This is a genomic window from Aeromonas sp. R2-1 (genome assembly GCF_040908425.1).
Classification (GTDB): domain Bacteria; phylum Pseudomonadota; class Gammaproteobacteria; order Enterobacterales; family Aeromonadaceae; genus Aeromonas; species Aeromonas caviae.
Genome location: NZ_JBFODR010000039.1, coordinates 1 through 14,573 on the forward strand (window position 1 = coordinate 1; position 14,573 = coordinate 14,573).

A 14,573-nucleotide genomic window follows, 5' to 3' on the forward strand; every position below is an offset into this window, starting at 1 on the left:
ATTGCTTGATTCAAATTGTTAAAGAGCGACGCAGCTTTTGGCTGCTGCGGGAGTGGCATTCTACTCAACCGCCTTCTCGAGTCAAGCCTTATTTTACGAGGCTTTTTCGAGGCACCGACAGGCTTGTTTGCGTTGCCGCCTGCCCTGTCGATGGAGGCGCATTATAGGGAGCGAATTCGTTCTGGCAACCCCTCCTCTGCAATAAAATTGCAAAAATCGGCACTTTTTTAGTTATTCATATCCAAGCACAGCTTTTATACAAACTTATCCACAGAAACCGGTGTCGTCTTGCTAGAATGGCCGAAAACAAGGAGGCCAAGATGGACATGCGACTGAGACCTTACAAGGGAAAGTGCCCGCAACTGGGCAAACGGGTATATGTGGATCCCTGCGCCACCCTAGTGGGGGATATCGAGCTCGGCGACGATGCCAGCATCTGGCCCATGGTGGCCGCCAGAGGGGACGTCAACCATATCCGCATCGGTGCGCGCAGCAACATTCAGGACGGCACAGTGCTGCACCTGACCCGCAAGAGTGCCAGCAACCCCGGCGGCTATCCGCTGCTGATAGGTGAAGATGTCACGGTCGGTCATAAAGCCATGCTGCACGGTTGCACCATAGGCGACCGGGTGCTGGTCGGCATGGGTGCCATCCTGCTGGATGGGGTGATCGTTGAAGACGATGTGATGATCGGGGCGGGCAGCCTGGTGCCACCAGGCAAGCGGCTTGAGGCCGGCTTTCTTTATATGGGCAATCCCGTCAAGCAGGCCCGCCCTCTCAAACCGGCCGAGATCGCCTTCCTGAAGACCTCGGCCGACAACTATGTGCTGCTCAAGGATGAATACCTGCAAGAGGCCTGACCCTGCAGCCACAAACAGGAAGCCCGGCATGATGCCGGGCTTCTCTTCTTATATAGCTATAGCTATGTGACCATCAGGCAGGATCAGTGGGCCTGATCCCAGTTGTCACCGGTACCCGCTTCAACCAGAAGCGGCACATGCAGTTCGGCAGCGGCCGACATCTTCTCCTTGATGATGGCGATGTACTCCTCCAGCTTCTCTTCGCGGATCTCGAACACCAGTTCATCGTGTACCTGCATCAGCATGCGGATCGACTCGTCTTCAATCCCGCGGATCCAACCATCCACGTTGATCATGGCGCGCTTGATGATATCGGCGGCCGTGCCCTGCATAGGCGCGTTGATGGCGGCCCGCTCGGCTGCCTTGCGCAGACCGGCGTTGCGGGACTTGATATCCGGCAGATAGAGGCGACGGCCAAACAGGGTTTCGACATAGCCCTGGGCGTCCGCCTGCTGGCGGGTACGCTCCATGTACTCCAGCACCCCCGGGTAGCGTTCGAAGTAGAGATCCATGTACTTCTGCGCTTCGGCGCGACCGATCCCCAGCTGCTTGGCCAGACCGAAGGCACTCATACCATAGATGAGACCAAAGTTGATCGCCTTGGCACTGCGGCGCATGTCGCTGGTCACCGCATCGAGCGCGACCCCGAACACCTCGGCGGCGGTCGCCTTGTGGATATCCTTGCCCTCGGCGAAGGCGGTCAGCAACCCCTTGTCACCGGAGAGGTGGGCCATGATGCGCAGCTCGATCTGGGAGTAGTCCGCCGCCACCAGCTTGTAACCGGCGCACGGGATGAAGGCCTGCCGGATGCGGCGCCCCTGTTCGTTGCGCACCGGGATGTTCTGCAGGTTGGGATCGGTGGACGAGAGCCGACCGGTCGCCGCTACCGCCTGATGATAGGAGGTGTGCACCCGCCCGGTCTGCGGCTTGATCATCAGCGGCAGCTTGTCGGTGTAGGTGGACTTGAGCTTGGCCAGCCCACGGTGCTCCATCAGCAGTTGCGGCAGCTCATAGGTCTCCGCCAGCTCGGCCAGTACCTCTTCCGCAGTGGATGGCGCTCCCTTGGGGGTCTTTTTGATGATCGGCAGCCCCAGCTTGGTGAAGAGGATTTCACCCAGCTGCTTGGGCGAGGAGAGATTGAACTCCTGCCCGGCCAGCTCGTGGGCCTGCTTCTCCAGCTCTGCCAGACGCACTTCGATCTCCTGGCTCTGCTGATGCAGCAGCTTGGGTTCGATGGTGGTACCGAGTCGCTCCATCCGCGCCAGAACCGGCAGCAGCGGCAATTCGATCTCGCTGAATACCTTGGCAAGTCCCGGCTTGGCAGAGAGCTTGCCCCACAGCGCCTGATGCAGACGCAGGGTGATGTCGGCATCTTCCGCCGCGTAAGGAGCTGCCTGCTCCAGTTCGATCTGGTTGAAGGTGAGCTGCTTGACCCCCTTGCCGGCAATGTCCTCGAACGAGATGGTCTCGACGTTCAGATACCTGCGGGCCAGGGAATCCATGTCGTGGCGGCTGGCAGTGGAATTGAGCACATAGGATTCGAGCATGGTGTCGTAGGCGATGCCCTGCAGCTCGATGCCGTGATTGAGCAGCACGTTGCGATCGTACTTGAGGTTCTGCCCTACCTTGAGACGGGTCGGATCTTCCAGCAGCGGTTTGAGCTTGCCGAGTACCACGGCCTCGGTCAGCTGCACCGGCGCCCCCAGATAGTCGTGGCCGAAGGGCACATAGGCCGCCTTGCCCGGTTCGATGGCAAAGGAGACGCCCACGACCCGCGCCTCCATATAGTCGAGACTGGTGGTCTCGGTGTCGAAGGCAAACAGCGGCGCCGCCTGCAACCGTGCCAGCCACTCGTCGAATTCGGCCTCATCCAGGATGCAGCGATAGTCGGTTTCGATGGCGGCTGCCGGGGCGGCGCCTTCCTCATCACCTGCGGCTTCGCTCTCCTCGCCACCAGACTCCAGCTCTTTGATCAGATTGCGCAGCTCATACTCGCGATAGACCGCCAGCAGGGCCTCCTTGTCGATGGGGCCAAGCTGCAGCTCTTCCAGACTCTGCTCCAGGACCACGTCGGTTTTGATGGTGGCCAGCACATAGGAAAGGCGCACCTGCTCTTCCTGCTCGCGGAACTTGTCGGCAAACGCCTTGGAGCCGCGGAAGCCGAGCGCCGCCACCTTGTCGAGGTTGGCGGCAATCTCGTCGATGCTGCCTATCCCCTGCAACAGGGCCAGTGCGGTCTTCTCGCCGACACCGGTCATGCCGGGAATGTTGTCCACCTTGTCCCCCATCAGCGCCAGGTAATCGATGATGAGCTCGGGCGGTACGCCGAACTTCTCGATCACCCCTTCCCGATCGGTCTTCACATCCTTCATGGTGTCGATCAGGGTGACATGGTCGGAGACCAGCTGCGCCATGTCCTTGTCGCCGGTGCTGATGAGCACAGGCAGCTGTTTCTCGGTCGCCTGACGGGCCAGGGTGCCGATCACGTCGTCGGCCTCCACCCCTTCGACCATCAGGAAGGGGAAACCCATTGCCTTGATCATCTGGTGGATAGGAGCGACCTGGCTGCGCAGATCGTCCGGCATGCTGGCGCGTGTTGCCTTGTATTCGGGATAGATGTCGTCACGGAAGGTCTTGCCCTTGGCGTCGAACACCACGGCCACGTGGCAGTCGGGGTACTGCTTGCGAAGGCTGCGCATCATGTTGGCCATGACACGGACGGCGCCGCTCGGCAAGCCGGTCGAGGTGCGCAGATCGGCCTGCTGCGAGGCAAAGAAGGCGCGGTAAAGATATGAAGAGCCGTCGACCAGAATAAGAGGATTGCTAGAGGCCATGAAAATCGTCCTGCCAAGAATAAACAGCCGCTAGGATGCCACAGGGCCCGCACCACACCAAGGGGACTCCCACCATCACCCCGGCGCACCGATGGGGCACATTGCTGTGGATAACTCTGTGCTCAAAAATGGCACCATTGCATCACGGCCGTGACAAAGCTGTGGATTAAAACAAAAAATATCTTTTAAAACATTACGTTGAGATCATGAAAACTCAACATGACACACTCATCATGATCTCGATCAATGTGGAAAAAAATTCAAGGGGGGTACTGAGGCAGGATCCAAAACGAAACAATCCTAGCACAGGGAGATGACTTGACCAGCGGAGGTCGAACGATAACCATACAAAAGTACAACAATCTACCCTGGCTCACATTTTCAACAACGAGGAGTCTGTCATGAAAAAAGTGGCCGTGATCTTGAGTGGTTGTGGCGTGTTTGACGGCGCCGAAATCCACGAGGCCGTCATCAGCCTGCTGGCGCTGGCCCGTCAGGGGGCATCCGTTCAATGCTTCGCCCCCAATGTCCCTCAGCTTCATGTCATCAATCACCTGACCGGCGAGGTCAGCGAGGGAGAGAGCCGCAACGTGCTGGTCGAGGCGGCCCGCATCTGCCGCGGCCAGATCAGGGATGTGGCTGAACTGGATGCAGCCGACTTCGACGCCCTGCTGGTGCCGGGCGGCTTCGGCGCCGCCAAGAACCTGTGTGACTTCGCCATCAAGGGCGCAGAGTGCCGCATCCAGCCGGATGTGCTGAAGGCCTGCCAGAGCTTTGCCAGAGCAGGCAAACCGGCCGCCTACATCTGCATCGCACCGGCCATGATCCCGCTCATCTATGGGGCAGGCACCCTGGCCACCATTGGCAACGACGAGGGCGCTGCCAACGCCATCGAAGCCATGGGTGGCAGTCATCTCGACTGCCCGGTGCGCGAATTCGTGGTGGATCAGGAGCGCAAGGTCATCTCCACCCCTGCCTACATGCTGGCCAACAATATTGTGGAGGCGGCGGACGGCATCGAGAAGACCGTCAAACAGCTGCTGGCACTCTGATTGCCCGGCAAACCAAAACAAGCGGGCCGCTCAAAGAGCGGCCCGCTTTCATTCCGGTCAATCTAGACGGGATCAGATGGCATCGCCCATCTGGTCCATCTTGCCCAGCAGGGCACGCAGACGCTCTTGCCAGGCAACGTGCTCGTTGCGCAGTTGGTGGTTTTCGTCTTGCAGCTTGCTGTTCTGCTCTTTCAGCTCGTCCAGCTCCATCTTCAGCAGGGAGATGTTGTCGACGGCGGATTGTACTTTGGATTCGAGTTGCTCAAGGACTTCTAGTGACATATGCATACCTGTATGTTCAATTGCGATGCCCCACAGAGGGCGATTCAAGCGCGTGGAGCCAGCATACCCTGATGCGCTCGGCACAAACAAGCCAGCACGTTGCAAAATGCGCCCTGCGGCCCGGTATTGCTTAAATATGCGTCGGTTTTTCTCGCAGGCAGCAGGAACCTCGATCCCGGGCGTCCGCCGTGGCACAACCCGCCCTCCTGCCGATGCCGCCATCAGCCATGCAAGGCGATGAAGCCCCCCATCATCAGACAGGCCACGGCGTACATCAACAGGCCGTAGAGCAGGTTCCAGCGCAGCAGCAGCCCGGCGCTCAGGTTGTAGCGGGACGCCAGTGCCAGATTGGAGCCGGAGAGCGGGCTCGTCCCGGTCGCCAGCCCCCACCCCATGAGGAAGCACATGCCAAGCAGGCTGGGATCCGGTGCCAGCGGCCAGAGCAGCGGCGCCACCCCCGAGATGCTGATGAGAGGATGCACGCCCACTATGGCCACCAGGAAGATCAGCAGCAGGGTCAGACAGGCTTCCAGCCAGCCGAAGTGGTTGAACAGCGGCAGGCCGTGACCACTGCCAAAGTCCAGTACTGACAGCGCGCTGTTGATGCCAGCCGCCAGCAGGCCGGCCCCCAGAAACAGCACAAGCTGGCCACCGATGGCCGGGAAGCGCTCAACCACCTGGCGCTTGAGAGCAGTCCCTCGCCCCGCTTGCGGCATGAACAACAAGGCCAGCAAGGGCGCCACCAGGGCGATCACCGCCAGAATACTGAGTCCGGGCCAGAAACGGTGGATCACCAGCACCAGCAGTGCCAGGGTCACCGGTAGCCCCAGGGTCTGGAGCCGCAGCGGATAGCCTTCAAAGGTCTCCACACCGAGTCGCTCTACCTGCCAGGCCGTCAGCCCCATGGCCAGCAAGGCCGCCAGTATGCCAAAAGGCAGTATGCTGCCCAATTGCAGACCCGGTGCATAGGTGAGGGCCACCGCCATGGCGACGAAGAAGGGGGACCAAAATGCAGCCGCACAGAAGATCCGGCTCAGCACCATGACCTGACGCCGCTCCAGCGTCCCGTTGCGCTCCAGCCGATCGCCGATGATGAAGAGCACCGAAAGATTGATGACGGCCCCCAGCAGATTGAGGCTGGCCATGGTGCTCCACAGCCCCTTGCGACCGGACCAGGAGGCGGTGCCGGTCAAGAGGCCGGAGGTAGCCAGATTGAGGGTGCTCACTGCGGCAAACATGGTCAGCATGTTGATGTTCGGCAAGAACCAGTCACCTGGGCTGAGGCTGGCCCCTCGCCACCAGGAAAAGAGCAGCAGCAGGAGCGCCGCGCCGTAGAGGGCCAGCGCCTGACGCCGTGCGGCTCCCACCAGCCAGGGCCAGGTGAGCAGGGAGGCGGCCCAGGCCGCGATGGCGGCGGGCCAGGGGGAGAAGTCCAGATAGAGGTGCAGCAGGTTGAGCAGCCACATCCCCAGGATCAGAAAGCCTGACCAGCGCTTGACCATACAACGGCCTCGGTCAGGGGATCAGAGGCACTGATCCATGTCCAGGGAAGGTTTGTCGCACTCGGGGCGGCCCACAATCCTGGCGGGCACGCCAGCGACCGTGGTGTGAGGCGGCACCGGGTTGATCACCACGCTGCCAGCACCGATCTTGGCGCCGACACCCACCTCGATGTTGCCGAGGACCTTGGCCCCCGCCCCTATCATCACCCCTTCCCGGATTTTGGGGTGACGATCGCCACTCTCCTTGCCGGTCCCCCCCAGAGTCACACTCTGCAGGATGGAGACGTCGTTCTCGATGACGGCGGTTTCCCCGACCACGATACCGGTGGCATGGTCAAACATGATGCCCTTGCCGATGCGGGCGGCAGGGTGTACATCCACGCCGAACACCACGGAGATCTGGTTTTGCAGATAGAGCGCCAGGGCACGGCGTCCCTGACGCCACAGCCAGTTGGCCACCCGATACCCCTGAAGAGCATGGAATCCCTTGAGGTAGAGCAGCGGGGTGGAGAAGAGGTCGACCGCCGGGTCGCGATCCTGCACCGCGCAGATGTCGGCGGCCACTGCGGCCAGCAGCTCGGGTTCGCTGCGCAGGGCCAGCTCGATCACTTCCCGCAAGGCGATGGCAGGCATGGTGGTGCTGTCGAGCTTGTTGGCGAGCTGGAAGCTCAGCGCCGAGCGCAAATCCCGGTGATTGAGAATGGTGGAATGAAAGAAGCTGGCCAGCATGGGCTCCTGGGCCGCCATGCTCTGCGCTTCCTGCTGAATTTTTTGCCAGGTTCTGGCAACCAGATCATCCATGTTGCAGCCTACTGTTGTTCAGGGTGAGTGCTTTGTCGTTCTTTTGTCAGCACCGAGATGGGGTCCATGTGAATGATCACATCCATCCGCTCGAAGGCCTGGCGGACGGCCAGTTCAGCCTCGTCGGCTATCTGATGGGCCCTGACCAGAGGCAGTTGATCATCGAGTTCCAGATGCAACTGCACGAAACGGGTCGGCCCGGATTGGCGGGTACGCAGGTCATGTACGCCATGCACCCCCTCTACGGCGCAGCAGAGGGCCATTATTCTCGCTTGTTCCTCCTCTGGCAACTGACGATCGAGCAGGGCCTGCACCGATTCGTAGCCGATATGGACAGCCCCCCACACCAGGAACAGACCGATCAGAATGGCAAACAGGCCGTCGGCCCAGTACCACCCCTGCCCCGCCAGCACCAGTGCCACCAGCACGCCGCCATTGAGCAGCAGGTCGGAACGGTAGTGCAACATGTCGGCCTTGATGGCCACACTGTTGGTCTTGCGGATGACAAAGCCCTGGAAGCTCACCAGCAGCAGGGTCAGCACGATGGAGCCGACGCTGACCCAGATCCCCGCCTCCAGGCGCACCACGGGCACCTGATTCAGCATCGACGAGATGCCGTGCATCACCAGCAGCAGGGCGGACCCCGAGATGAAGGCCGACTGCACCAGACCCGCCAGGGACTCCGCCTTGCCGTGGCCGAAGCGATGCTCTTCGTCGGCAGGGGCCAGTGCATAACGGATGGCCAGCAGATTGATGAGAGAGGCACTGATGTCCATGAAGGAATCGGTCAGGGATGCCAGCAGGCTGGATGAATCCGTCATCAGCCAGGCGATCAGTTTGCCCAGGATGAGCAGGGTGGCGGTGGTCACAGCGGCCATGCTGGCCAGGGTAACCCAGCGGGAATAGTGTTGGTGGCTCAAAACCGGCTTTCCTCCGACGCGTAAAAACTTATTATACCCTGACCCGGACGTCAGTTTGGCGTGCAAAATCAACAGAGTGACTCCCAGATGAACAAAATACTCCTGGTCGACGACGATCTCGAACTGACCCAGCTGCTCACCGAAATCCTGACCCTGGAGGGGTTTGAGGTCACCGTCGCCGAGGATGGGGAAGAGGGATTGCAGCGACTGGCAGAACAGGCTTTCGACCTGGTGCTGCTGGACGTCATGATGCCCAGACTCAACGGTTTCGCCATGCTGACCCGGCTGCGCAAGACCCACGACACCCCGGTGTTGATGCTGACCGCCCGTGGCGACAGCCAGGATCGGGTCAACGGGCTGGAGGCCGGTGCCGACGACTATCTCGCCAAGCCGTTCGACGACAGGGAGCTGCTGGCCCGGGTGCGCGCCATCCTGCGTCGAACCCAGAGCCAGGCTCCCCAGCGCGGCGGCAGCTCGGAAGAGGTGCGCTTCATGGATCTGGTGCTGCAGCCCGGCCTGCAACAGGCTCGCTGCAACGATCAGTTGCTGGAACTCACCGCCACCGAGTTCGGCCTGCTGGAGTGCCTGCTGCGCAATCCGGGCCAGATCGTCAGCAAGGGCCTGCTCTCCGAGCAGGTGCTGGGCAAGAAGCTCGAACCCTTCGATCGGGCCATCGACATGCACCTGAGCAACCTACGCAAGAAGCTGCCGGAGCGGGCCGACGGCCAGCCCCGCTTCAAGACAGTGCGGGGACGAGGCTACTTGTGGCTGGAGCAGGCATGAAATCGGCCCGCACCTTCAACGGCCTTTCCACCCAGATCTTCCTCTGGTTCTGGTTCATCTTGCTGCTGGTCGTGGCCGCGGTGGTGATCCTCCCCACCCTGGACCCCCGCAACATCATCCCGCTGCCGGCCCACGAGATCACCCGTCTCAACAACAACCTGGCGGCGCTGCAACGGGGCGCGGATCCCGAGCAGGATTTCGATCTGGCCAAGGCCATCGATGCCGCGGGCCTCTTGCCGGTGGACAACATCTATCTACGCGATGCCAAGGGGCAGATGCAGTCCAGCACCCGGCTGAGCAAGTTCGTGATCCGTTTCATGCTCGACTCGGACAACCCGGCCAAGCCCATGCTGGGCAGCGAGCACCAGCGCGCCATCGCCGGCCCCTTCCAGATGGTCCATCACGGCCAGACCTATCATGTCTATTTCGGTCTGAACGTCGAAAACTCCTACCTGTTCCTGTTCATCCAGATCCTGGATCACCCCATCCAGATCCTGGGTATCGCCATGCTGGTCAGCACCCCGCTCTGTCTGTTGCTCGCCTGGCGCCTGACCCGCCCCATACTGCAGTTGCAGCAGTCGGTCTCCCAACTCGCCCAGGGCAACCTGGAAATACAGATCCCCAACCTGGGGCGGCGCGACGAGATAGGCCAGCTGGCCGAACATGTCAGTCGCATGGTCGACACCCTCAAGGACATGATCCAGAAGCAAAAGCAGTTGCTCTCCGACATCTCCCACGAGCTGCGCAGCCCCCTGACCCGCATCCAGCTCGCACAGGCGCTGATCCGCCGCAAGCAGGGGGACAGCGCCGAGCTGGCGCGCATCGAAGGGGAGATAGCCCGGCTCGACAAGCTGATAGGGGATCTGCTGGATCTGTCGCGGGTGCAGCAACATGTGGAGGCGCCGGTGACGCTGCCCCTGGCGGAGCTGCTGGAGCCCATTCTGGACGATGCCATGTTCGAGGCAAACCAGAACGGCAAACAGCTCAGGCTCCCTTCCCTGCCCGCCGAATCCCTCACCATGTGGCCGGAACTGTTGGCACGCGCCCTGGAAAATCCCCTGCGCAACGCCCTCAAGTATGCCCGCGAGTTCATCAAGGTGGACTGGTACCGGGAGGGACGGGAATGGGTGATGACCATACGGGATGACGGCCCGGGCGTGCCGGTGGAGCAGCAGCCCCGGTTGTTCCTGCCCTTCTTTCGGGTGGACGATGCCCGCAACGCCAAGACCGGGGGCACTGGTCTCGGCCTTGCCATCGCCGCCGAGGCAATCCAGCGTCATGGGGGGACCATCCGGGCCAGCAGCAATCAGCCGACCGGCCTGGTCATCACCATCCGTCTGCCCATGCCCTGACCTCCCCCTTTTCATCGGCACGGGTGCTGGGTATGCTGACGCCCGTTTCGCACCAGCCTAGGATCCTTCCATGCTCGATATCGTGCTCTACCAACCGGAAATCCCCCCCAACACCGGCAACATCATTCGCCTCTGCGCCAATACCGGCTACCGGTTGCATCTGATAGAGCCCCTGGGGTTCGAGTGGGATGATAAACGGGTCAAGCGGGCCGGGCTCGACTATCACGAGTTTGCCGACGTCAAGCGCTGGCCTGACTATGAGGCGTTTCTGGCGGCCGTCGCCCCCCAACGGGTCTTTGCCTGCACCACCAAGGGACGCACCGCCCACTCGGCGGCCCGGTTTGCCCCCGGTGACGCCCTGCTGTTCGGGCCCGAGAGCCGAGGCCTGCCCATGGAGATCATCGAGAGCCTGCCATTCGAGCAGCGGCTGCGCATTCCCATGCTGCCCCAGAGCCGCAGCATGAATCTGGCCAACGCCGTCGCGGTGTTCGTCTACGAGAGCTGGCGACAGTTCGACTATTCAGGCTCGCTCTGACCGCTGACGATATTGGCAAGGCGGCCAGAATTCAGACTGACTGCGCCGTCCCCTGCCCCGCCAGCAGCCGTCCATCACGCTCCAGTCGCCAGCAGAGCCAGCCCAGCGTCAGGCCACGACCGGCCATCAAGGCACTCATGGCGGCCCACAGGGCCGCCACACCCCATCCCTGGCAGAACCACCAGATGGGAAAGAAGCCGGCAAACACCGCCACCAGCATGCTGTTGCGCATCTCCCGGGCCCGGGTGGCGCCGATAAAGACCCCGTCCAGCAGGAAGCACCAGACCGCCAGCAGCGGCATGGCCACCAGCCAGGGGAGCTGACGTTGCGCCTCGGCGATCACCGCCGGTATGTCGGTAATGTGACGGATGAGCCAGTGGCCCCCCAGGGCAAACGAGAGGGTGAATGCCAGGGCGATCAGCAGCGCCCAGCCCAGATTGAGGACGATGGCCTCCCGCAGCAGCGGCCTATCACGCCGCCCGATGGCGCGCCCTACCATGGCTTCCACCGCATAGGCAAATCCATCCAGCCCGTAGGAAATCAGCATCAGGAAATTGAGCAGCACCGCATTGGCGGCCACCGCCACATCCCCCAGCCTGGCCCCCTGCAGAGTCATGAACACGAAGCAGAGTTGCAGGCACAGGGAGCGGATGAAAATATCCCGGTTCAGGGCGAGCAGCCGTAGCAGGGCCGGCCACTGGCGCCAACGCAGCCAGGCGTTGTGCCACACCCCGGGATCAAGTCGGCGCAGATGCCGGCTCACCAGCCAGAGCCCCACCCCGAGCGTGCTGTAATCCGCCAGCAGGGACGCTGCGGCCACCCCTTTCACCTGCCAGCCCAATCCCAGCACGAACCAGGCATCCAGCACCATGTTGACGAGATTGCCCAGGATCAGCAGCAGCATGGGACTGCGTGCATCCTGCATGCCCAGCAACCACCCCATGATGACCAGATTGCACAAGGCCGCCGGGGCGCTCCAGATCCGCACCGACACATACTGACCGGCATAGGTCTGTACCTCGGAAGAGCCGCCACCGAGGGCGATGATGGCAGGCAGGAACGGCAGCAACAGGAGCAACAGCGCCATGCCCAGTCCGATCGCCAAGCCCAGGGCCCGCGCCAGGGTGTCGAGCTGCCCTTCGGCATGGGCTGCACCTTGAGCCTGAGCGGTCAGCCCTGTGGTGGACATGCGCAGGAAGCCAAGCAACCAGAACAGCAGATTGATGAAGGTCGCACCGACCGAGACGCCGCCGAGAAACCAGGCCTGGCCAAGATGACCGATCACCCAGGTGTCCACCAGCCCCAGCAAGGGCGTGGTGACGTTGGAGAACACCATGGGCAGGGCCAGGGCGAAGACGGCTCTGTGGCGGCGAGGATCCTTCAGCCAGGCGGGAATCAGCATGGTGCGCGCCGGGCTCACTCGCCAACCAGCCGCACGATGCGCGCGAAGTCGGCCACCATGGCCTGCATGTCCACGTGGGGCACCTCACCCGGTGCTACTTTGGGTCGGAAGGTGGCCACCAGCTTCCCCTCGGGGTTGATCAGCACGATGGAGGCGGAGTGGTCGATCAGGTAGTCCTTGCGATCCCCTTCCACGATGGAATAGACCAGCCCCAGATTGCGGACCAGAGGAAAGAGGGTACTGTGAGGTGCGGTCGCCGCCTTGAACTCGGGCTCGAAGAAGGCGGTATAGCTCTTCAGGCGGGCGCTGTCATCCCGCTGGGGATCCGCCGAGATGAATACCACCTGGCTAGTGGGGGCTATCTTCTTCAACGCCGGATAGACGCTGCGCAGATCCGCCAGCGTGGTCGGACAGACATCCGGGCAGTAGGTGTAACCGATGAACAGAAAGCTCCAGTGTCCCGTCAGGTTGGCAGGGGTAAAGGGCTGTGCATCCGCATCCGTGAGGGCAAACGGGTTGATGTCTCGCCCCGCCGGGTAGTAATCGGCCTGTTCCGGCACCGCGGGCTGACTCCAGTAATAAGCCGCCGCAATGGCGCCGATGAACAGCAACAGCAGCAGGTAAAAGCGTGGTTTAACCATATAAAACAAAGCCTTGCTTATGTTAGAAGCCCTGGGGGCAAAACCGGTAGGGGTCATTGTAACCCGCCTGCCCCCGCCGATGGCTAGTCTTGCATCCCGGCGGGAAAGCGTCTGTGCCATGGATAAGCCGCATCGGCGCCAAAACAAGAGCCCCGCTCTGGCGGGGCTCTTGTCTGTACAGGAAGAGGGATCAGGGCCGCAGCCTGTGCTGCGGCTGGGCACGTCTCAGGGGGACGCGCAGCGGGATGACGGGGGCAGTCCAGGGCTCATCCGGCAATCCGATGTCGTGATGACGGCGAAACAGACGAACCAGGCGGACAATCTTGTCTTTGGGGCACCCAAGCCAGATGGTCCAGCCATCTCCCTTGTGATAGACCCAGAGCGCATAGAACCATGTCATCCGACTGCCCTTGATGAATCGGGTGATGGAAGATGCGGGCGCTGCGGCCGGCACCGGATCCCACGGCGAGCTTGAAGCCATACCTGTCCTCCTTGCTCAACAGGTCACGCTGACGGGTCTCTTTGTCCTCAACGACGAACCAACCACGGCAGCGTACTGACTGTACGAGTCCCCAGTCTGAGGCGACTCTCCCTTCTGCGCACCGACCCGGCGATCATGCATCCCTGCCATGGCGTACTGCCCGGTGCGACTCCCCCTTCCCTGATCACCGACCATGACAGGGGCCTTATCAAAGGATATATCCGAAATGCATGTCGTGCGGCGAGACTGTGTGCACAGGAAGGAGAAGCGAAAAGGTGGGGAGGGAGATGCCATCGGCAGATGAAAATGAAGAGGCCTCCCGCAGGAGGCCTCTTCATCGCATCGGATGCTTACATCCAGTCGGCGTTGCGGATCACGCCGACCGCCAGGCCCTCTATGGTGAGGTGCTGACTGGCGAGATCCACCTCGATGGGGGAGAGCTCTTCGTTTTCCGGCAGCAGCCACACCTGGCTGCCCTTGCGCTGGAAGCGCTTGACGGTGACGTCCTCGTCGAGCCGTGCCACAACGACCTGGCCGTTGCGTACCTCCTGGGTCTTGTGTACCGCCAGCAGGTCCCCGTCCATGATGCCGATGTTCTTCATGCTCATGCCCTGCACCCGCAGCAGGAAGTCTGCCCGCGGGTGGAACAGGGCGGGATCCACCTGGTAGTGGCTCTCGATGTGTTCCTGGGCCAGGATGGGTTCCCCGGCCGCCACCTTGCCAATCAGTGGCAGGCCGTTTTCTTCAGGCTGCACGTCCTCTTCTTCGAGCAGCAGACGAATGCCGCGGGACGTACCCGGCATGATCTCGATGACCCCTTTTTTGGCCAGGGCCTTTAGATGTTCTTCGGCCGCGTTGGCCGACTTGAAGCCAAGCTTCTGGGCAATCTCGGCGCGAGTCGGCGGCATGCCGGTCTCGTTCATGTTCGCCTTGATGAGCTCGAGTACTTCAGCCTGGCGAGGGGTAAGGGGTTTCATAGCATGGGCACCTGTCTTTTTATACAGCACACTGGCAGTATATACAGTGCTGGGGCCAAGGCAAGGCGCAACTGGCATTTGTCGCGACCCGACGCACATTTGTCCCTCCCCCTGCTCTGAAGTGCCGACTCATCGTACCTCTCGGCGACAA

The 14,573-nt window shown here is 61.7% G+C and carries 14 protein-coding genes; 5 read left to right on the forward strand and 9 right to left on the reverse strand.

Features of this window, described 5'->3' with window-relative positions:
• Positions 1-320 precede the first annotated feature (320 nt).
• Positions 321-860 carry a gamma carbonic anhydrase family protein gene (locus AB5Y80_RS14645; protein WP_043155683.1) on the forward strand — a complete coding sequence of 180 codons (540 nt, stop codon included), beginning with the start codon at positions 321-323 and terminating at the stop codon, positions 858-860.
• Between the two features lie 83 nt (positions 861-943).
• Here AB5Y80_RS14645 and polA read toward each other — a convergent pair whose 3' ends face one another.
• Positions 944-3,694: a DNA polymerase I gene (gene polA / locus AB5Y80_RS14650; RefSeq protein ID WP_368173120.1), complete on the reverse strand. Its 2,751-nt coding sequence runs from the start codon at positions 3,692-3,694 to the stop codon at positions 944-946.
• Between the two features lie 401 nt (positions 3,695-4,095).
• Here polA and elbB point away from each other — a divergent pair, with 401 nt between their 5' ends.
• Positions 4,096-4,746 carry an isoprenoid biosynthesis glyoxalase ElbB gene (gene elbB, locus AB5Y80_RS14655; protein ID WP_039041149.1) on the forward strand — a complete coding sequence of 217 codons (651 nt, stop codon included), beginning with the start codon at positions 4,096-4,098 and terminating at the stop codon, positions 4,744-4,746.
• A gap of 72 nt (positions 4,747-4,818) precedes the next feature.
• Here the strand turns inward: elbB and AB5Y80_RS14660 are convergent, their stop codons facing one another.
• The 4 genes from AB5Y80_RS14660 to AB5Y80_RS14675 form a co-directional block, all read right to left on the reverse strand.
• Positions 4,819-5,028, reverse strand: coding sequence for a cell division protein ZapB (locus AB5Y80_RS14660; RefSeq protein WP_010672454.1), 210 nt, complete (start codon positions 5,026-5,028; stop codon positions 4,819-4,821).
• A 221-nt stretch (positions 5,029-5,249) separates the two neighbouring features.
• Positions 5,250-6,530, reverse strand: a complete 1,281-nt coding sequence (locus AB5Y80_RS14665) for a hypothetical protein (RefSeq protein WP_319909412.1) — start codon at positions 6,528-6,530, stop codon at positions 5,250-5,252.
• Positions 6,531-6,551: 21 nt separating this feature from the next.
• Positions 6,552-7,331, reverse strand: a complete 780-nt coding sequence (gene cysE, locus AB5Y80_RS14670; protein ID WP_010672452.1) for a serine O-acetyltransferase — start codon at positions 7,329-7,331, stop codon at positions 6,552-6,554.
• Between the two features lie 8 nt (positions 7,332-7,339).
• Positions 7,340-8,251 carry a cation diffusion facilitator family transporter gene (locus AB5Y80_RS14675; protein ID WP_043155671.1) on the reverse strand — a complete coding sequence of 304 codons (912 nt, stop codon included), beginning with the start codon at positions 8,249-8,251 and terminating at the stop codon, positions 7,340-7,342.
• An 87-nt stretch (positions 8,252-8,338) separates the two neighbouring features.
• Here AB5Y80_RS14675 and AB5Y80_RS14680 point away from each other — a divergent pair, with 87 nt between their 5' ends.
• From AB5Y80_RS14680 to trmL, 3 genes are all read left to right on the forward strand, one after another.
• Positions 8,339-9,034: a response regulator gene (locus tag AB5Y80_RS14680; RefSeq protein WP_324036443.1), complete on the forward strand. Its 696-nt coding sequence runs from the start codon at positions 8,339-8,341 to the stop codon at positions 9,032-9,034.
• The gene (locus AB5Y80_RS14685; protein ID WP_039041147.1) at positions 9,031-10,386 is read left to right on the forward strand and encodes an ATP-binding protein; all 1,356 of its coding nucleotides are present in this window, start codon (positions 9,031-9,033) and stop codon (positions 10,384-10,386) included. The genes AB5Y80_RS14680 and AB5Y80_RS14685 overlap by 4 nt, the downstream gene beginning before the upstream one ends.
• A gap of 70 nt (positions 10,387-10,456) precedes the next feature.
• Entirely contained in the window at positions 10,457-10,921 is a 465-nt protein-coding gene (gene trmL / locus AB5Y80_RS14690; RefSeq protein ID WP_039041146.1) for a tRNA (uridine(34)/cytosine(34)/5-carboxymethylaminomethyluridine(34)-2'-O)-methyltransferase TrmL, read from the forward strand.
• 31 nt (positions 10,922-10,952) lie between these two features.
• On the opposite strand, the gene dinF is transcribed toward trmL, so the two are convergent.
• The 4 genes from dinF to lexA all read right to left on the reverse strand — a co-directional run bounded on the left by dinF (position 10,953) and on the right by lexA (position 14,422).
• The gene (gene dinF, locus AB5Y80_RS14695) at positions 10,953-12,323 is read right to left on the reverse strand and encodes an MATE family efflux transporter DinF (RefSeq protein WP_052130377.1); all 1,371 of its coding nucleotides are present in this window, start codon (positions 12,321-12,323) and stop codon (positions 10,953-10,955) included.
• 14 nt (positions 12,324-12,337) lie between these two features.
• On the reverse strand, positions 12,338-12,964 hold the full coding sequence (locus AB5Y80_RS14700) for an SCO family protein (RefSeq protein ID WP_042879170.1): 627 nt from the start codon (positions 12,962-12,964) through the stop codon (positions 12,338-12,340).
• A gap of 190 nt (positions 12,965-13,154) precedes the next feature.
• Entirely contained in the window at positions 13,155-13,364 is a 210-nt protein-coding gene (locus AB5Y80_RS14705; protein ID WP_080560358.1) for a hypothetical protein, read from the reverse strand.
• A gap of 431 nt (positions 13,365-13,795) precedes the next feature.
• Positions 13,796-14,422 (reverse strand): transcriptional repressor LexA, encoded by a 627-nt coding sequence (lexA, locus tag AB5Y80_RS14710; protein ID WP_010672444.1) that lies wholly within the window; start codon positions 14,420-14,422, stop codon positions 13,796-13,798.
• Between the last annotated feature and the right edge of the window lie 151 nt (positions 14,423-14,573).